General features: G+C 60.4%; 18 protein-coding genes. 12 read left to right on the top strand and 6 right to left on the bottom strand.

Annotated elements, in window-relative coordinates:
- Positions 1 to 6 precede the first annotated feature (6 nt).
- The 12 genes from paaG to BMX55_RS08565 are packed head-to-tail and all read left to right on the top strand — an operon-like array spanning position 7 to position 11,197.
- Positions 7 to 807: a 2-(1,2-epoxy-1,2-dihydrophenyl)acetyl-CoA isomerase PaaG gene (paaG, locus tag BMX55_RS08620; RefSeq protein ID WP_091456002.1), complete on the top strand. Its 801-nt coding sequence runs from the start codon at positions 7 to 9 to the stop codon at positions 805 to 807.
- A gap of 2 nt (positions 808 to 809) precedes the next feature.
- Complete coding sequence (paaH, locus tag BMX55_RS08615; RefSeq protein ID WP_218144473.1) at positions 810 to 2,342, top strand: 3-hydroxyacyl-CoA dehydrogenase PaaH; 1,533 nt, start codon at positions 810 to 812, stop codon at positions 2,340 to 2,342.
- A complete protein-coding gene (gene paaI / locus BMX55_RS08610) occupies positions 2,335 to 2,808 on the top strand; it encodes a hydroxyphenylacetyl-CoA thioesterase PaaI (RefSeq protein WP_091455995.1) in 474 nt (157 codons plus the stop codon). The genes paaH and paaI overlap by 8 nt, the downstream gene beginning before the upstream one ends.
- Positions 2,809 to 2,863: 55 nt before the next feature.
- Complete coding sequence (gene paaK, locus BMX55_RS08605; RefSeq protein ID WP_091455992.1) at positions 2,864 to 4,189, top strand: phenylacetate--CoA ligase PaaK; 1,326 nt, start codon at positions 2,864 to 2,866, stop codon at positions 4,187 to 4,189.
- 12 nt (positions 4,190 to 4,201) lie between these two features.
- The gene (pcaF, locus tag BMX55_RS08600) at positions 4,202 to 5,407 is read left to right on the top strand and encodes a 3-oxoadipyl-CoA thiolase (protein ID WP_091455989.1); all 1,206 of its coding nucleotides are present in this window, start codon (positions 4,202 to 4,204) and stop codon (positions 5,405 to 5,407) included.
- A gap of 44 nt (positions 5,408 to 5,451) precedes the next feature.
- Positions 5,452 to 6,597 (top strand): ABC transporter substrate-binding protein, encoded by a 1,146-nt coding sequence (locus BMX55_RS08595; protein ID WP_091455987.1) that lies wholly within the window; start codon positions 5,452 to 5,454, stop codon positions 6,595 to 6,597.
- A 32-nt stretch (positions 6,598 to 6,629) separates the two neighbouring features.
- A complete protein-coding gene (locus BMX55_RS08590; protein ID WP_091455984.1) occupies positions 6,630 to 7,412 on the top strand; it encodes an enoyl-CoA hydratase/isomerase family protein in 783 nt (260 codons plus the stop codon).
- Between the two features lie 43 nt (positions 7,413 to 7,455).
- Complete coding sequence (gene paaA, locus BMX55_RS08585; RefSeq protein WP_091455982.1) at positions 7,456 to 8,466, top strand: 1,2-phenylacetyl-CoA epoxidase subunit PaaA; 1,011 nt, start codon at positions 7,456 to 7,458, stop codon at positions 8,464 to 8,466.
- Entirely contained in the window at positions 8,463 to 8,759 is a 297-nt protein-coding gene (gene paaB / locus BMX55_RS08580; protein WP_091455979.1) for a 1,2-phenylacetyl-CoA epoxidase subunit PaaB, read from the top strand. The genes paaA and paaB overlap by 4 nt, the downstream gene beginning before the upstream one ends.
- Before the next feature lie 2 nt (positions 8,760 to 8,761).
- Entirely contained in the window at positions 8,762 to 9,544 is a 783-nt protein-coding gene (paaC, locus tag BMX55_RS08575; protein WP_091455975.1) for a 1,2-phenylacetyl-CoA epoxidase subunit PaaC, read from the top strand.
- A gap of 7 nt (positions 9,545 to 9,551) precedes the next feature.
- Positions 9,552 to 10,088: a 1,2-phenylacetyl-CoA epoxidase subunit PaaD gene (gene paaD, locus BMX55_RS08570; protein WP_091455972.1), complete on the top strand. Its 537-nt coding sequence runs from the start codon at positions 9,552 to 9,554 to the stop codon at positions 10,086 to 10,088.
- A 20-nt stretch (positions 10,089 to 10,108) separates the two neighbouring features.
- Positions 10,109 to 11,197: a 2Fe-2S iron-sulfur cluster-binding protein gene (locus BMX55_RS08565; RefSeq protein ID WP_091455968.1), complete on the top strand. Its 1,089-nt coding sequence runs from the start codon at positions 10,109 to 10,111 to the stop codon at positions 11,195 to 11,197.
- Between the two features lie 109 nt (positions 11,198 to 11,306).
- Here BMX55_RS08565 and BMX55_RS16840 read toward each other — a convergent pair whose 3' ends face one another.
- The 6 genes from BMX55_RS16840 to BMX55_RS08535 all read right to left on the bottom strand — a co-directional run bounded on the left by BMX55_RS16840 (position 11,307) and on the right by BMX55_RS08535 (position 16,918).
- The gene (locus BMX55_RS16840) at positions 11,307 to 12,746 is read right to left on the bottom strand and encodes a zinc-ribbon and DUF3426 domain-containing protein (RefSeq protein ID WP_091455964.1); all 1,440 of its coding nucleotides are present in this window, start codon (positions 12,744 to 12,746) and stop codon (positions 11,307 to 11,309) included.
- Positions 12,747 to 12,779: 33 nt separating this feature from the next.
- On the bottom strand, positions 12,780 to 13,664 hold the full coding sequence (gene prmA, locus BMX55_RS08555; protein ID WP_091455960.1) for a 50S ribosomal protein L11 methyltransferase: 885 nt from the start codon (positions 13,662 to 13,664) through the stop codon (positions 12,780 to 12,782).
- 82 nt (positions 13,665 to 13,746) lie between these two features.
- The gene (gene accC / locus BMX55_RS08550; protein WP_091455956.1) at positions 13,747 to 15,102 is read right to left on the bottom strand and encodes an acetyl-CoA carboxylase biotin carboxylase subunit; all 1,356 of its coding nucleotides are present in this window, start codon (positions 15,100 to 15,102) and stop codon (positions 13,747 to 13,749) included.
- Between the two features lie 46 nt (positions 15,103 to 15,148).
- Entirely contained in the window at positions 15,149 to 15,595 is a 447-nt protein-coding gene (accB, locus tag BMX55_RS08545) for an acetyl-CoA carboxylase biotin carboxyl carrier protein (RefSeq protein ID WP_091455953.1), read from the bottom strand.
- A 127-nt stretch (positions 15,596 to 15,722) separates the two neighbouring features.
- Complete coding sequence (locus tag BMX55_RS08540) at positions 15,723 to 16,304, bottom strand: TlpA disulfide reductase family protein (protein ID WP_091455949.1); 582 nt, start codon at positions 16,302 to 16,304, stop codon at positions 15,723 to 15,725.
- On the bottom strand, positions 16,301 to 16,918 hold the full coding sequence (locus BMX55_RS08535; RefSeq protein ID WP_091456286.1) for a hypothetical protein: 618 nt from the start codon (positions 16,916 to 16,918) through the stop codon (positions 16,301 to 16,303). The genes BMX55_RS08540 and BMX55_RS08535 overlap by 4 nt, the downstream gene beginning before the upstream one ends.
- Positions 16,919 to 16,957: the final 39 nt, after the last annotated feature.

The following is a 16,957-nucleotide window of genomic DNA, read 5'->3' as shown; positions in this document are numbered from 1 at the left end:
GCAACGATGGCTTATCAACATATTCTGTTCGAGGTCAGCGACAGCGGCGTGGCCCGCCTGACGCTGAACCGTCCGGACAAGATGAACAGCTTCAACGCGGACATGCACGCCGAGTTGCGCGACGCCTTGGACAGCATCCAAACCAATGCCGCCGTGCGCGTGTTGGTGCTGACCGGCGCAGGCCGGGGCTTCTGCGCTGGGCAAGATTTGGCCGATGCCGAAGTGCGCTTTGTGCCCGGCGAAACCCCACCCGATTTGGGCGATGTGGTTGAGCGCCACTACAAGCCGCTGGTGATGCGCTTGGCTAATCTGCGTGTGCCCACGGTGGCTGCCGTCAATGGTGTAGCCGCTGGCGCTGGTGCCAGCTTGGCGCTGGCCTGCGACATGGTGATTGCCAGCCAAGCGGCTTCTTTTATGTTGCCGTTTGCCAAGATTGGTTTGATTCCAGATACCGCCTGCTCTTGGCTGGTGCCGCAGCGCTTGGGCCAAGCCCGCGCCTTGGGCTTGGCGATGACCGGCAACAAACTGCCCGCCGCCAAAGCCGCCGAGTGGGGCCTGATTTGGGAGGCCGTGGCCGAAGATGCCTTTGCCGAGAGCGTGCAAAAGCTGGCTGAACAATTGGCCACCATGCCCACCAAGGCGCTGGTGCGTACCCGCCAAGCTATGCAGGCTGGGCGTACCAACACGCTAGAGCAGCAGCTCACGCTAGAAGGCTTGTATATGCGTGAACTGGGCCGCAGCAGCGACTATGTTGAAGGCGTGTCGGCCTTCCTAGAAAAGCGCACACCGCGCTTTACCGGAGCATGAGCATGGCGGTGAATGCACTTCCCCTGTCCGCCGTCGTGGCGGTGATTGGTGCCGGTGCCATGGGCGCGGGCATTGCCCAAGTGGCAGCCGTAGCGGGCCATCCGGTACGCTTATTAGACAACCGCCCCGGCGCTGCCCAGCAAGCCATTGAGGGCATTCGGGCGCAATTGGGCAAGCTGGCCGACAAAGGCAAGATGACTGCTGAAGCAGCCCGCGCTGCGGGTGAGCGTCTGCAAGCCGCAGAGAACCTAGCGCAACTGGCCGATGCCGGTTTGGTGGTGGAAGCCATTGTCGAAAATCTGGAAGTCAAGCGCGCCTTGTTCCGTGATTTGGAAGCGGTGGTGGGTGGGCATTGCATTTTTGGCACCAACACCTCGTCCATTTCTGTCACCGCGATTGGCGCAGGCTTGCAAAATGCGGGCCGTTTGGCCGGGCTGCACTTTTTTAACCCAGCACCTTTGATGGCACTGGTAGAAGTGGTGTCTGGGTTGGCTACCGATGCTGCCGTGGCTGAGACGCTGTTTGCCACCGCTGCGGCGTGGGGCAAAACGCCGGTACACGCCAAGTCCACACCGGGCTTTATCGTCAACCGCGTCGCCCGTCCGTTTTATGCCGAAGGCTTGCGCCTGCTGCACGAAGGCGCTGCCGATTGCGCCACCATTGATGCCGTGGTGCGCGAGGCCGGGGGCTTCCGTATGGGGCCGTTTGAACTCATGGACATGATCGGCCACGACGTCAATTTCGCCGTCACCCGCTCGGTCTGGAATGCCTTCTTTAACGACCAGCGTTTCTTGCCCTCGCTGATCCAGCAAGAGCTGGTGGATGCGGGCTTCTTGGGTCGCAAGACAGGCCGGGGTTTTTACAGCTATGCCGCTGGCGCTGAACGGCCTGCACCTAGCACTGCTGCCGCTGCTGCCGTGCCTGCACAAATCACTGTGTATGGCACCACGGCGCTGGCCCAAGCCTTGGTGAGCCGCTTGCAAGCTGCTAGCGTCACTTTTACCCAAGCCGAAGCCACCGCTGATGGCTGTGTCGCTCAAGCGGGTGATGCCGCGTTGTACCAAACCGATGGCCGCAGTGCCACCCAGCGCGCCCAAGCCACCGACGTTGCCAACACCGTGCTGGTCGATTTGGCATTGGACTATGGTCGTGCCACCCGTTTAGCTGTGGCGGCAGCCCGTCAAGCCAGCGCCTCCGCGCGTGATGCTGCCATTGGCCTGTTGCAAGCCGCAGGTTGGGCCGTGTCTGAATTCAACGATGTGCCCGGTTTGGCCGTCATGCGCACCGTCGCTATGTTGGCCAACGAAGCCGCAGATGCCGTGAACCAAGGCGTGTGCGATGCCCGTGGCGCGGATGCCGCTATGCGCTTGGGCGTCAACTACCCCTGCGGCCCGTTGGCTTGGGCCGATGCCGTGGGTGTGGAGCAAATCGATACCGTTTTGCGGCATCTGGGCCGGTTTTACGGCGAAGACCGCTACCGCATCTCACCGCTGATCCAGCAAGCCGTTTATGCCGAGAGCACTCTCCATGTCTGAAGTTGATACCTCTGCTTTGAACCCCCAAGAGTTGGCTACGGCTGCCAGCGATGCCATGTGGCAGCGCGACCATGCCGCCCAAGCCTTGGGCATGGAGCGCATGTCGGTCACGCCGGGTCAAGCCACCCTGCGTATGGCGGTGCGTCCTGACATGGTCAACGGCCACCACATTTGCCACGGTGGGATGATTTTTGCGCTGGCCGATACCGCCTTTGCCTATTCCTGCAACAGCTACAACCTCAACACCGTGGCCTCGGCCTGCCACATTGACTTTCTCTCGCCAGCGCGCGAGGGCGATGTGCTCGAAGCCGTGGCTGTGGAGCGTTCCGCCGCAGGGCGCACCGGCGTCTATGACGTCACCGTGAGCGTGGTCGGTGGCAAAACCGTAGCGCTGTTCCGGGGCAAGAGCTACCGCATCAAGGGCGAAGTGACCGCCAGCTTTGCCACGCAAGATGGAGCTGCCTAAGCGCCCGCTTGCCTTCCCCTATTGATAAGAAATTCTAATTTAAGGAGCCATTTTCATGACCGTTAAGCAACCCGCTCCCGGCGATTTGGAACCCATTGAAACCGCCAGCCGCGATGAAATCTCCGCGCTGCAACTAGAGCGTCTGAAGTGGTCGGTGCGCCACACCTATGACAACGTGGCCCCCTACCGCGAAAAATGTGTGGCCAAGGGCGTACACCCCGATGACTTGAAGACGCTGGCCGATTTGGCTAAGTTCCCCTTCATGACCAAGCTGGATTTGCGCGACAACTACCCCTTTGGGCTGTTTGCTGTACCCCTGCCCAAGGTGTTGCGCCTGCACGCCTCCAGCGGCACCACCGGCAAGTCGATTGTGGTGGGTTACACCCGGCAAGATGCCGACAACTGGGCCGATTTGGCCGCCCGTTCGCTGCGCGCTGCCGGTGTGCGCCCCGGCGATATGGTGCAAAACTCCTATGGCTACGGTATGTTTACCGGCGGCTTGGGCGCGCACTTTGGTATTGAGCGCTTGGGTTGCACGGCAGTGCCGATGTCCGGCGGCCAGACGGAAAAGCAAGTCCAGCAAATCATGGACTTCAAGCCCGATGCCATCATGGTCACGCCCTCATACTCGTTGGTGATTGCCGAAGAGTTTGAGCGCCAAGGCATTGCCCCCGAAGACATCTCGCTCAAGGTTGGTATTTTTGGTGCCGAGCCTTGGGGCGAAGGCATGCGCGCCGAGATCGAGAAAAAACTGGGCATTGACGCCATCGACATCTACGGCCTGACCGAAGTGATGGGCCCCGGTGTAGCCTGCGAGTGCATCGAAACCAAAGACGGCCCGGTGATCTGGGAAGACCATTTCTACCCCGAAATCATCAACCCCGACACTGGCGAAGTGTTGCCCGACGGCGCACTGGGTGAACTGGTGTTTACCTCGCTGACCAAAGAAGCTTTTCCGGTCATTCGCTATCGCACCCGCGACTTAACCAGCCTGCTGCCACCTACAGCGCGCTCGTTCCGCCGCATGGGCAAGATTACGGGCCGCTCGGACGACATGCTGATCGTGCGCGGCGTCAACGTCTTCCCGACCCAAGTGGAAGAGCAAATTTTGCGCGATCCCCGTTTGTCGGGCAACTACCAAATCCACCTGAGCCGCGATGGCCACTTGGACAACGTCGAAATCCGCTGCGAATTGCAACACAGCCTGACCGGCCAGCTTAGCCCAGCCCAAGTGCAACAAGTAGCCAAAGAGTTGCAACACCACATCAAAACCATTGTCGGCATCTCGACCAAAGTCAATGTGTTTGAGGCCAATGCCCTGCCGCGCACCCTGACTGGCAAAGCCCGCCGCGTGTTCGATGAGCGTCCTAAGCAAGCCTAAAGAAAGATTCGCATGACCCAAGCTTATATTTGCGACGCTATCCGCACCCCCATTGGCCGCTACGGCGGTGCCCTGTCTTCGGTGCGTGCCGATGATCTGGGTGCGGTGCCGCTCAAAGCGCTGATGGAGCGCAACCCCCAAGTGGACTGGGCTGCCGTCGAAGACATCATCTACGGCTGCGCCAACCAAGCCGGTGAAGACAACCGCAACGTAGCGCGCATGTCGGGCCTGCTGGCCGGTTTGCCGGTGCAAGTGCCCGGCACCACCATCAACCGCCTGTGCGGCTCCGGTATGGATGCCATCGGTTTGGCTGCCCGCTCGATCAAGGCCGGCGAAACCAGCCTGATGATTGCAGGTGGCGTCGAGAGCATGAGCCGTGCCCCGTTTGTCATGCCTAAGGCAGATAGCGCGTTTAGCCGTAGCAATGTGGTGTACGACACCACCATCGGCTGGCGCTTTCCCAATCCTGTGATGAAGAAGCTCTACGACACCCACTCGATGCCGCAAACAGCGGACAACGTGGCCGCAGAGTTCCAAATTGGCCGTGCTGACCAAGACGCCTTCGCCCTGCGCTCGCAACAGCGCTGGGGTGCTGCCAATGCCGCAGGCCGTTTTGCGGATGAGTTGGTGCCCGTCACCATTCCGCGCAAGAAGGGCGATCCGCTGGTGGTGACCACCGACGAGCATCCTCGTCCCGAAACCACGCTAGAAATGCTGGCCAAGCTCAAGGGCGTCAATGGCCCCGATTTGAGCGTCACGGCGGGCAATGCTTCTGGTGTGAACGATGGCGCTTGCGCCGTGCTGCTGGCTTCTGAAGAAGCTGCCCAGCGCTACGGCCTGACCCCGCGCGCCCGTGTTGTGGGCATGGCAACTGCTGGCTTGGCCCCACGCATCATGGGTTTTGGCCCCGCCCCTGCCGTGCGCAAGGTGCTGGCCCAAACCGGCCTGACTCTGGCGCAAATGGACGTGATCGAACTCAATGAAGCCTTTGCCGCCCAAGCGCTGGCCGTGCTGCGCGACTTAGGTTTGTCGGATGACGCCGCCCACGTCAACCCCAACGGCGGTGCTATTGCGATGGGCCACCCGCTGGGCATGAGTGGTGCCCGTCTGGTCACTACCGCCAGTTATGAACTCGCCCGCCGTGGTGGTCGTTATGCGCTGTGCACGATGTGCATTGGCGTCGGTCAGGGCATTGCCATGGTGATTGAGCGCGTCTGAGATCACCAGGAAAACTCAACAACTATTTATCAGGAGACAAAGCAATGAAATTTCAACTCAAGCAAATCGCCGTCGGTGCCACTTTGGCCTTGGGCGCAATGGTAGCGATGGCAGCAGACCCGATCAAAATCGGTGCTGTGCTCTCCGTCACCGGCCCGGCTGCCTTTTTGGGCGACCCAGAGCTGAAGACGCTGCAAATGTACGTTGAAGACCTGAACAAAAAAGGCGGCGTGCTGGGCCGCCAGTTGGAACTGGTGCATTACGACGACGGCAGTGATGCCAACAAGGCCAACGGTTTTACCAAGCGCCTGATCGACAACGACAAGGTGGACGTCATCATCGGTGGCACCACCACTGGGGCCACGATGTCGATGGTGCCGCTGGTCACCAAGGCCGAAGTGCCCTTTATCTCGCTGGCCGGTGCCGTGGTGGTGGTCGAGCCGGTGAAGAAGTGGGTTTTCAAAACCCCGCATACCGACCGCATGGCCGCCGAAAAAGTGTTTGAAGACATGAAAAAGCGCGGCCTGACCAAGGTGGCCCTGCTGTCGGAAACCTCTGGCTTTGGCCAGTCGGGCAAGAAAGAAACCGAAGCCGTAGCATCCAAGTACGGCATCACGCTGGTGGCCAACGAAACCTACGGCCCCAAAGACACCGACATGAGCCCCCAGCTCACCAAGATCAAAAATACCGCAGGCTTGCAAGCGGTGTTTGTCTTTGGTTTGGGCCAAGGCCCGGCCATCGTCACCAAGAACTACAAGCAGTTGGGCGTCAGCCTGCCACTGTACCAATCGCATGGTGTGGCCTCGGATGAGTTCCTGAAGCTGGCTGGCCCAGCCGCCGAAGGCGTGCGTTTGCCTTCGCCCGCCCAGTTGATTCCTGAACAACTGCCCGCCAACGACCCACAAAAGCCGGTGGTGGCAGCGTACGACTTGGCCTACAAGACGCGCTACAAGTCCGAAGTGTCCACCTTTGGTGGTTACGCCTACGACGCGCTGATGCTGACGGTAGATGCCATGAAGCGTGCCAACGGCACCGACAAAGCCAAGGTGCGTGATGCCCTCGAATCGACCAAAGGCTTTGTGGCTACCAGCGGCACTTTCAATATGTCGGCCACCGACCACATGGGCCTGAACCTGTCCGCCTTCCGCCTGCTGGAAGTCAAGGACGGCAAATGGCACCTGCCGCAATAACTTTGAGCTACTGACTGCGAGCCACTTCCACCATGTACCAAACCCTGAGTATTGAGCGCCAAGAGCGTGTCGCCACCATCTGGATGGATCGTCCCGATGTGTTCAACGCCTTTGATGAGCAACTGATTGCCGACTTGGGCGCGGCCTGCGCCGAACTCGATGCCGATGCCTCGGTGCGGGTGGTGGTGTTGGCTGGCCGTGGCAAGCATTTTTCTGCCGGTGCCGATTTGAACTGGATGAAGCGCGCCTCTGCCTTTACCGAGGAAGAAAACCGCGCCGATGCCCGCAAGTTTGCCCGCATGTTGCGCGCCCTGTCGGGCATGTCTAAGCCCACCGTGGCCCGTGTGCAAGGGGCGGCGTTGGGTGGTGGCACTGGCTTGGCTGCTGCCTGCGATATGGCGGTGGCCAGCAGTGATGCCACCTTTGCCACCTCTGAAGTCAAGTTCGGCATCATCCCGGCGGTCATCAGCCCCTATGTGTTGCGTGCCATTGGGCCACGCCATGCACTGCGTTACTTTCAGAGTGGCGAGCGCTTCTCGGCACAGCGGGCGTTGGCGATGGGCTTGGTGACTGAAGTGTGCGAGCGCGACCAATTAGATACCACTATCGCCCAACTAATCGAACCGCTGATTGTGGGCGCACCGCTGGCACAAAAGGCCGCTAAAGACCTGATTGCCGCCGTCGATGGCCACCCCATCAATGACGACATCAGTGAAGAGACCGCGCAGCGCATTGCCCGCCAGCGCGCCACCAGCGAAGCCAAAGATGGCATTGCCGCTTTTTTAGAAAAGCGCACGCCAGCTTGGTTGCTCTGATTTTCCCCACCGTATTGGCCTCAACCTTCAAGGAGTAATCGCCATGTACACGCAATCGTTCAGTGTGCCGGATGACACCGGCCAAAAAATCAAAGCCGTGGCGGCTATCGAGCCGCCTGAGTTGATGGCAAAGTTTGATGCCCGCATCGACGCCGATGGCCGCATTGAGCCACAAGACTGGATGCCCGACGCCTACCGCAAAACGCTGGTGCGCCAAATCAGCCAGCACGCCCACAGCGAAATCGTCGGTATGCTGCCCGAAGGCAACTGGATCAGCCGCGCTCCTAGCTTGAAGCGCAAGGCTATCTTGATTGCCAAGGTGCAAGACGAAGGTGGCCACGGCCAATACCTGTACAGCGCCGCTGAAACCTTGGGTGTGAGCCGTGCCGACCTGCTCGATGCACTGCACTCGGGCAAGGCCAAGTACAGCTCGATCTTTAACTACCCGACCCTGAACTGGGCCGATGTAGGCACGATTGGCTGGTTGGTCGATGGCGCAGCCATCATGAACCAAGTGCCGCTGTGCCGCTGCTCTTATGGCCCTTACTCCCGCGCCATGATCCGTGTGTGCAAGGAAGAGTCCTTCCACCAGCGCCAAGGCTACGAAGCCCTGCTGGTGATGATGCGCGGCACCGACGAGCAAAAGGCGATGGTGCAAGACTCCGTCAACCGCTGGTGGTGGAAGTGCTTGGCTATGTTTGGCCCCCCAGATGCTGACAGCCCCCACAGCGCCCAAGGGATGCGCTGGGGTATCAAGCGCGTGTCCAACGACGACCTGCGCCAAAAGTTTATCGACGCCACTGTGCCACAGGCCAAGGTGTTGGGCATCACCCTGCCTGACCCCGACCTGAAGTGGAACGAAGAACGTGGTCACTACGACTACGGCCAAATCGATTGGGATGAGTTTTGGACCACGGTCAACGGCAACGGCCCGTGCAACAAAGAACGTCTCTCGACCCGCGTGAAAGCGCACAACGACGGCCAATGGGTGCGTGATGCCGCCCTGGCCCACGCCCGCAAACAGCAACAACGCGCAATGAAGGAAGCAGCATGAGCACCCCCGCACTGAAAGATTGGCCCCTGTGGGAAGTTTTTGTTCGTAGCAAGCAAGGCTTGGATCACAAGCACTGCGGTAGCCTGCACGCCTCGGACGCGCAGCACGCCTTGCAAATGGCCCGCGATATGTACACGCGCCGCCAAGAAGGCGTGAGCATCTGGGTGATTCCTTCGGCCCAAATCACTGCCAGCAACCCGGACGATAAAGAAGAACTGTTTGACCCAGCGGCTGACAAAATCTACCGCCACCCAACGTTCTACGAAATTCCGGAAGAAGTGGGGCACATGTAATCATGAGTGCAACTGCCAACTACCTGTTGCACTTGGCTGACAACGCCGTAGTGCTGGGCCAGCGCAACGCCGAATGGTGTGGCCACGGCCCCGTGATTGAGGAAGACATTGCGCTGGCCAACGTCAGCTTGGACTTGATTGGCCAAGCCCGCCTGCTGTACCAGCAAGCCGCTGTGGTCTTGGGTGGCGACGCCACCGAAGACAAGCTGGCCTACTTCCGTGATGAGCCCGAGTTTCGCAACTACACCTTGTTGGAGCTGCCGCACCGCAGCGCTTTGGTGGGTTACGCCAAGTCTGACATGGACTACGGCACCACCATCGTGCGCAACTTTCTCTACAGCGCCTTGATGGTGCTGGTTTGGGAAGCCTTGCAGCAGTCCAAAGATGAGCAACTGGCCGCAATTGCTGCCAAGTCGCTCAAAGAGGTGCGCTACCACCTGCGCCACTCGCGTGACTGGCTGATCCGTTTGGGTGATGGCACCGACGAATCGCACGCCCGCGTGCAAGCAGCGCTGGATCACCTGATGCCTTACACCGAAGAATTCTGGACAGACAGCAGCATCGAAAGCGCTGCCGTGGCCACCGGTGTTGGTGTGAGCGTGCCCAGCCTGCGCGCCCAGTGGGACGCTTTGGTGAACGATGCTTTGGCTGAAGCCACCTTGGTGCGCCCAGCGTTTGAAGGCTACATCACCGAAGGCAAACAAGGTCTGCATTCTGAGCATCTGGGCTTCTTGCTCTCCGAGATGCAAAGTTTGGCCCGCGCCCATCCTAACGCTACCTGGTAAAAACACCATGAACACCGTTGTCACCCCCGCCGATGCCATACAGGCAGCTTGGACTGCCCTAGAAACCTTGGCCGATCCGGAAATTCCGGTGGTGTCGTTGCGTGAACTGGGCATTTTGCGCGATGTGCGTCAGGGTGCCGACGGGCTGGAGGTGGTCATCACCCCCACCTACAGCGGCTGCCCAGCGATGGGCCAGATTGAGGACGATGTCCACACCACCCTGCAAGCCGCTGGCTTGCAGGCCAAGGTGGTGACGCAATTGGCCCCAGCTTGGACTACCGACTGGATGACCGATATTGCCAAAGAAAAGCTGCGCGCCTACGGCATTGCGCCCCCCGGCCACCACTGCGCTAAAGGGCGCGAGGCGGGCGAGAGCGTGCTGCGCTTTGTGCGCGGTGCTGCCGAGCCTGAGCCCGCTGTGCCCTGCCCGCACTGTGGCTCCAGCCATACTGTGGAGTCTTCGCATTTTGGTTCCACCGCCTGCAAGGCGCTGTACAAATGCCTAGATTGCCAAGAACCTTTTGATTACTTCAAGCCGTATTAACGCCAACCGGAAACGCCAGCATGTCTGCACCCCATTTCCATGAACTCAAGGTCAAGCGTGTCAGCCCGGAAGCGGCTGGTGCGGTAGCCATCACTTTTGACATCCCGGCCAACCTGCGCGAAGCTTTCGCTTTTGAGCCGGGCCAGTTTCTGACGCTGCGCGCCACTATCAACGACCAAGATGTGCGCCGCAACTACTCTATCAGCAGCCCCCGCAGCCGCCTGACCCAGCGCGGTGAGATCGAAGTGGGCATCCGTGCGGTAGAAAACGGCCTGTTCTCCAACTGGGCCACTACCGCCATCAAGGTGGGCGACACCCTGAACGTGATGACCCCCGATGGCCGTTTTGTGGTCAAAAAGCAGCGCGCCATTCACCGCGTGGGCTTTGCCGGTGGTTCGGGCATTACCCCGATTTTGTCGATTGCCGCCACCACGCTGGAAGAGCAGCCTGAGTCCAAGTTCACCTTGGTCTATGGCAACCGCAACATGGCTACCGTCATGTTCAATGAAGCCCTGCAAGACCTGAAAGATCGTTTTGCTGGCCGCTTCACCATGATCCACATTCTGTCCAGCCAAGCCCAAGAAGTGGACTTGTTGCAAGGGCTGATTGATGGCGACAAGGTGCGTGCCCTGATTGCCGCCTTCTTGCCAGTCAAGAGCATGGATGAAGTGTTTATCTGCGGCCCTGAGCCGATGATGGACGCGGTAGAAAAATCGCTGGTCGAGGCGGGTGTGCCCGCCAACCGCGTGTACAGCGAGCGCTTTAGCGCCGGTGCCCCTACGGGTGCGCAAGTGGTGAGCATTGATGCCCCCAAAGCCTCGGCAGCGCGCACGGTGCAACTGACGATTGTGGTCGATGGCACAGAACACCACATGACGATGGCCTCCTCCGAGCGCGTGCTGGATGTCGGGCTGGATGCTGGTTTGGATTTGTCGTTCTCGTGCAAGGCTGGTGTGTGCTGCACCTGCCGCGCCAAGGTGCTGTGTGGTTCGGTCACTATGGACAAAAACTACACCCTAGAAGCCGATGAAATCGCCCAAGGCTTTGTCTTGAGCTGCCAAGCCCGCCCTACCAGCGAGCAAGTCACCATCAGCTTTGACGAGCGTTAATCTGATCTGTCGGCCTTAGCGCCACCCGCAAAAAGCCGACCTTGGGTCGGCTTTTGGTTTTTAAGCCATGTCAGACCATGGCAGCCAGTGCTTCGTAGCGTTTCATGCCTTAAGGGTAAAACGCTAATACCCGGTAGCCTGCCATGGGCGTGTTGCCAGTGGCAATGCGCACCAGCACTGTAGAGCTCCATTCAGCGTGGGCCGCTAGTGTGGTACCGGCTCCCAATTCTTGCGGCATGAAAACGCGCCGCAGCACCGGCTGCTCGTTGGCATCGGTGAGTGTTAGCTCCACGGCAGGCATCTCCAGCATCAGGCCAGAGCGGTTTTTGAGCGTCACGGCAAAATGGTAAACGCCGCCATCCACTCGGTTAAAGGAGGAGCTTTCTATCACCACCGCGCCAATTTGTCGGTACAAGTCCACCGTGCAATTGAGCGGCCCGCACAGCAGTTCTAGCATGGGACGCCAAGACGGTTGCGATGCCGCCAGCCTGTGGCGGTCATGCACCAACACCTGCCCGATCAAGCCCAGCAAGAGCAAGGTGGCTAACAGGGCCAGCCCTAGGCGCACCAGTGGTTTGCGCCACAGGGCCTTGCGTCGTGCTGCCCGCACAAACGAAGGCTCGTCGGGGCCAACGTCGGGGGTATCCGCAGTGGGAGGGGGGGGGGGGTCGGCAGAAACTGGGGCGGGACGTTTGTTTTTGTTTTTGCGTGTTGGCACTGCTGCCGTTGCGGGGGCGGCGGTGTTTGGTGCTGGATGCACTGGGGTAGTGGCCGCCAATGCAGCCGCAGGCCGCGCCGTAGCCGCTGGCGTGTCTTGCGCCCAGTCCAGTGGGCCACTGGGTTCTATGCGTTCATCCAAGGAGAGGCTGGGTGCCAAAGCCGGGGCAGAAAATACCTCTTTGGCCTCTGGTTTGGGCGTTGGCAATGGGGCCAAGTCCAATTCGGGCATCACCGGGCTGGCGTTGGCTTCAGCCTCTGCGGCGCGTGCCAGTTCTGCTTCTGTGGTGGCTTCGGCCTCTAGCTCCAGTGCAGGCTCAGGCCAATCAATATCGGTAGGGATGCTGGCTGCCGGGATCGGGGCAGGCGCTGGCGGCGCGGGGATGGGTGCGGGAGGAGGAGGCGGCGGTGGTGGTGGCGGTACTGGGGCTGTGATTGGTGGCGGGGGTGGTGCTGCCTCTGGCCAGTCCAGATCAATGCTGCTGGCAGTCGGTGCTGCAAAGTCGAGCACCTCCGGTGGCGGCGGGGCCAACTCTTCGGGGCTGGGGGCGGCTGGGGGCGGCGGCAGGGGTATTTCCCACGGGTCGGCTGGGGATACGGGCCGCGTAGCGCTGGCGGCAGCCAATGGCGTGGGCAAGGTGGCGTTTTGCGCGCCGCTTTGGATGTCTGCTGGGGCCGGGGTTGCCGCTGTCGGCTGGGGTTGTAGATGCTCGGTGGCATCAAACACATGCTCACAATGACCGCAGCGCACCCAGCCCTCGGAAATACGCAGTTGATCCGGAACCACCTTGAACGAGGTGGCGCAAGACGGGCAGCGGGTGATCTGGCTCATCGGCGGTGGTGGGTAGGCTGGCGTGGAGGGGAGTTAGCGTTGTGCGGTCATTAAAATCCAACCCTCTTGGGCATCGGCCACTTGCAGCGGCAGATAGGGGGCGTAGGCTTCTTTGAGCTCGTCGGCTTGGCGCTCTAGGATACCGGCCAGCACCAGATGGCCGCCAGCGGCCACATGGGCGCACAGCAGTGGGGCCAGCACCCGCAGTGGTGTTGCCAAAATGTTGGCTAGCACAGTCTGGTAGCTGCCTTGGGCCAAGTCGGGCAGGCCAGAGTGCATCTGCACGCTATTGGCGTGGGCGTTTTGCTGGCTCGATTCCACGGCAGCGGGGTCAATATCCACCGCATCAATGTCTTGCGCGCCAAACTTGGCCGCGCCAATGGCCAAAATCCCGGAGCCGCAGCCATAGTCCAGCACCCGGCCCAAGCTGCCTTGGGGTTGGCGGGCAATCCAGCGCAGGCACATGCGGGTGGTGGGGTGGGTGCCGGTGCCAAAGGCCAAGCCGGGGTCAAGGCGAATCACACGCGTGGCTTGCGCTGGTGGCTCATGCCAAGTGGGCACGATCCAAAAATCGGGGGTGATGTCCACTGGGGCAAACTGCGATTGCGTCAAACGCACCCAATCTTGGTCGGCCAGCGGGCTAATGCCCAACACCGCGCAACCGTCAAAAAACTCTTGCGCTTGCAACAGGTTGCGTGCTTCTTCGGCTAAGGCCTCAGTGGCAAACAAGGCCACGATGCGGCTGCGTTGCCAGCCGTCTTTGGGGGGCGGCATACCGGGCTCGCCAAACAGGGCCTGTTCGGCATCGGTCTGGGCGTCGGCATCCTCCACCGAGACGCTCAGGGCATCTAGCGCATCGAGGGCATCGCTCAGGGATTCGACCCGGTCTTCCGGGCTCATCAGGCTCAATTCATACATGGCGGGGGGCCTTGTGCACAGCAATGAAAAAAAACAGGCCCGCGCCTGGTGCTTGGCGCAGGCCCCTATCAGGGCAAGAGGCTCAACGCTGGCGCTGTGAGAGCCACTCTTCGAGGTAGTGGATGTTGGTGCCACCAGCCATAAACTTGGCATCGACCATCAGCTCGCGGTGCAGGGCGATGTTGGTGTTAATGCCTTCAATCACCGTCTCGGCCAGTGCGGTACGCATCCGGGCCAAGGCTTGCTCGCGGGTATCGCCATGTGCAATGATTTTGCCAATCATTGAGTCGTAGTTTGGCGGCACATAGTAGTTGGTGTAGACGTGCGAATCGACCCGTACCCCCGGCCCACCCGGTGCGTGCCAAGTGGTGATGCGCCCCGGCGAGGGCGTGAACTTGTACGGGTCTTCGGCGTTGATGCGGCACTCAATGGCATGGCCGCGCAACTGGGCGTTGATTTGGCGCTGGGTGAAGGGCAATTTCTCGCCCGCCGCCACCATGATCTGGGTGCGCACAATGTCCACGCCGGTAATCATTTCGGTGACGGGGTGCTCCACCTGCACGCGGGTGTTCATCTCAATAAAGTAGAACTCGCCGTCTTCGTACAGAAACTCAAAGGTGCCCGCACCCCGGTAGCCAATCTTTTTGCAGGCAGCTACGCAGCGATCGCCAATGCGGTCAATCAGGCGGCGCGAGATATCGGGGGCAGGGGCCTCTTCAATCACCTTTTGGTGGCGGCGCTGCATAGAGCAATCGCGCTCGCCCAGATAGACAGCATTGCGGTGCTTGTCGGCCAGCACTTGGATTTCAATGTGGCGCGGGTTTTGCAGAAACTTTTCCATATAGACCGCCGGATTGCCAAAGGCAGCCCCGGCTTCGGCCTTGGTCATCTGCACGGCATTGACCAGCGCTGCCTCGGTATGCACCACGCGCATCCCCCGGCCACCGCCACCGCCAGCGGCTTTGATAATCACCGGATAGCCCACCGCCTTGGCAATGCGCTTGATTTGCACTGGGTCATCAGGCAATTCGCCCTCAGAGCCTGGCACGCAGGGCACGCCAGCGCGGATCATGGCCTGCTTGGCCGAGACCTTATCGCCCATGGTGCGGATGTTCTCTGGCGTGGGGCCAATAAACTGGAAGCCGCTTTTTTCTACCCGCTCTGCAAAATCAGCGTTCTCGGACAAGAAGCCATAACCGGGGTGAATGGCCTCGGCGTCGGTCACTTCTGCCGCCGAGATGATGGCGGGCATGTTGAGGTAACTCAGCGGCGAGGGTGCTGGGCCGATGCAGACGGCTTCTTCGGCCAGCTTGACGTATTTGGCGTCGCGGTCAGCCTCGGAATAGACCATCACCGCCTTGACGCCCAGCTCTTGGCAGGCGCGCTGGATGCGCAGTGCGATTTCGCCGCGATTAGCGATCAGAATCTTTTTAAACATGGGTGTTTTTGCCGCAGATGGCTCGAAGGGGGAGAGCATCGCTGCCTTATTCGATCACAAACAGGGGTTGGCCGTACTCTACCGCTTGGCCGTTTTCACCCAGAATGCGCGTGACTGTGCCCGATTTGTCGGCTTCGATCTCATTGAGAATCTTCATGGCCTCAATGATGCAGACGGTCTCGCCCTCTTTGACTTGGCTGCCTAGCTCGACAAAAGGCTTGGCACCGGGGCTGGAGGAGCGGTAAAACGTGCCCACCATTGGCGATTTGACAACGTGGCCGCTGGGTTCTGCGGGGGCGGCCAATTCGGCCACGGCAGCAGGTTGCATCGGGGCGGCTGTGGCTGCCTGTACTGGCGCAGCAACAAATTGCTGTACCACGGCACCACCGCCTTTGACGATGCGGACTTTGCCTTCGGCCTCGGTGATTTCCAGTTCCGACACATTTGACTCGGAAACGAGGTCAATCAGGGTTTTGAGTTTGCGCAAATCCATGCAAGGCTCCAAGAGCGAAAAACTGAACAGGGCGCGAATTTACTCTAATTTCACGCTATTGCAGTCTTTCTGAGGTATTTGAGGGGAACGGTGGCAATCTTCGGGGTGAATTCCCCGGTGTCAGGCGTTAGTGCAAGGCACTCCAGCTTTGCAGCAGCTGCGCTGTGACTTGGCCGATTTTACGTTGTTGCACTTGGCCATCGGCAGCCAGCAGCACGCTAAAGGGTAAACCACCCCCTAAATTGCCCAGCGCACGGGCCAAGTCTTGGCCTTCTACCGAGGCCAGTGCCACCGGAAAATCCACCGGCTGGCGCGCTAAAAATTGCTGTACGGCGGCTGGTTTGTCGATAGCGATGCCCAGCACTTGCCAGCCTTTGGCCCGTTGTTGCTGAAAAAAGCGATTCAATAGCGGCATTTCGGCCACGCAAGGCGGGCACCAAGTGGCCCAAAAGTTGAGCAGCAACGGCTGGTGCTGAAACTGGCGCAGCGCCAGCTGTGTGCCGTCTGCGGTAGGCGTTACAAAAGTTTTTTCCCAGAAGTCGGGCACACCATCGGGGCTGCCGGGGACTGGGGCGGGGCGCTGGCTTTGCCACCAGTCCCAGCCAGCCCCAGCGGCCAGCGTGGCGGCCACTGCGCTGCCCAGCAGCAGGCGGCGCGGTGGGCGGCTGGGAGATGGGGTGGGGGCGTCGGGTGTGGTGGGCGTGTTCATGGCGCTGTGCTGGTGGCCGTGTCGGTGGCTGCCAGTAATTGACGCACCGCCGCCGCGTGGCCGCGTGGCGTGCGCCCTTGGCTGTCAGGGCGCAGGGCTCCGCGCAGGTCATCCAAATCGTAAATCAGCAAATGCACGCCCACCACGGTATCCAGTTCAGGCAGGGGGTGGCCGATGGTGAGCGCCTCTACGGGTTGGCCGTGTAAGCCGTTGACCATCTGGGCGTCATAGTCCACGCCCCGGTTAATCAGCAAAATCTCTGCCGATTTGGAATCATCGCAAAACAGTGAGAGGTAAATATCAGACAGCCGTGTGGCCGTACCGTGCCAGACGGCCCCAGCCAAGTGAGGCCGAAACTCTGCCAGCCGCTCCATCCATAGCAAGGCCAGTTGCCGCAGGGCGCGTAATTCTTGCGGCTGGGTGTCGGCGCAAAAAATGGCAATGTGCTCAGCCACGGCGGCTTCTAGCAAGTCGTTGTGGGGTAGGGCGGTGCGGGCGGGCAAGCCTAAATCACGCACAGCGCGGCGTTTGGCCGGGCCGTAGTCCAGCCCCTCATCCACCACCAGACGGGCAGCAGCGTGGGCAATTTCGGTGGCAAGGTGGGTGTTTTGCATGGTGTGGTTCCAAGTCTGCATTGTGGCCTGCAACCGTAA

The organism is Giesbergeria anulus, from assembly GCF_900111115.1.
Lineage (GTDB): Bacteria > Pseudomonadota > Gammaproteobacteria > Burkholderiales > Burkholderiaceae_C > Simplicispira > Simplicispira anulus.
This window is presented reverse-complemented; position numbering and strand designations above follow the sequence as displayed.

Excerpts from the sequence above, each read along its gene's own strand:
- paaG (WP_091456002.1), top strand. The coding sequence starts at position 7 with ATGGCTTATCAACATATTCTGTTCGAGGTCAGCGACAGCGGCGTGGCC.
- paaH (WP_218144473.1), top strand. The coding sequence starts at position 810 with ATGGCGGTGAATGCACTTCCCCTGTCCGCCGTCGTGGCGGTGATTGGT.
- paaI (WP_091455995.1), top strand. The coding sequence starts at position 2,335 with ATGTCTGAAGTTGATACCTCTGCTTTGAACCCCCAAGAGTTGGCTACG.
- paaK (WP_091455992.1), top strand. The coding sequence starts at position 2,864 with ATGACCGTTAAGCAACCCGCTCCCGGCGATTTGGAACCCATTGAAACC.
- pcaF (WP_091455989.1), top strand. The coding sequence starts at position 4,202 with ATGACCCAAGCTTATATTTGCGACGCTATCCGCACCCCCATTGGCCGC.
- BMX55_RS08595 (WP_091455987.1), top strand. The coding sequence starts at position 5,452 with ATGAAATTTCAACTCAAGCAAATCGCCGTCGGTGCCACTTTGGCCTTG.
- BMX55_RS08590 (WP_091455984.1), top strand. The coding sequence starts at position 6,630 with ATGTACCAAACCCTGAGTATTGAGCGCCAAGAGCGTGTCGCCACCATC.
- paaA (WP_091455982.1), top strand. The coding sequence starts at position 7,456 with ATGTACACGCAATCGTTCAGTGTGCCGGATGACACCGGCCAAAAAATC.
- paaB (WP_091455979.1), top strand. The coding sequence starts at position 8,463 with ATGAGCACCCCCGCACTGAAAGATTGGCCCCTGTGGGAAGTTTTTGTT.
- paaC (WP_091455975.1), top strand. The coding sequence starts at position 8,762 with ATGAGTGCAACTGCCAACTACCTGTTGCACTTGGCTGACAACGCCGTA.
- paaD (WP_091455972.1), top strand. The coding sequence starts at position 9,552 with ATGAACACCGTTGTCACCCCCGCCGATGCCATACAGGCAGCTTGGACT.
- BMX55_RS08565 (WP_091455968.1), top strand. The coding sequence starts at position 10,109 with ATGTCTGCACCCCATTTCCATGAACTCAAGGTCAAGCGTGTCAGCCCG.
- BMX55_RS16840 (WP_091455964.1), bottom strand. The coding sequence starts at position 12,746 with ATGAGCCAGATCACCCGCTGCCCGTCTTGCGCCACCTCGTTCAAGGTG.
- prmA (WP_091455960.1), bottom strand. The coding sequence starts at position 13,664 with ATGTATGAATTGAGCCTGATGAGCCCGGAAGACCGGGTCGAATCCCTG.
- accC (WP_091455956.1), bottom strand. The coding sequence starts at position 15,102 with ATGTTTAAAAAGATTCTGATCGCTAATCGCGGCGAAATCGCACTGCGC.
- accB (WP_091455953.1), bottom strand. The coding sequence starts at position 15,595 with ATGGATTTGCGCAAACTCAAAACCCTGATTGACCTCGTTTCCGAGTCA.
- BMX55_RS08540 (WP_091455949.1), bottom strand. The coding sequence starts at position 16,304 with ATGAACACGCCCACCACACCCGACGCCCCCACCCCATCTCCCAGCCGC.
- BMX55_RS08535 (WP_091456286.1), bottom strand. The coding sequence starts at position 16,918 with ATGCAAAACACCCACCTTGCCACCGAAATTGCCCACGCTGCTGCCCGT.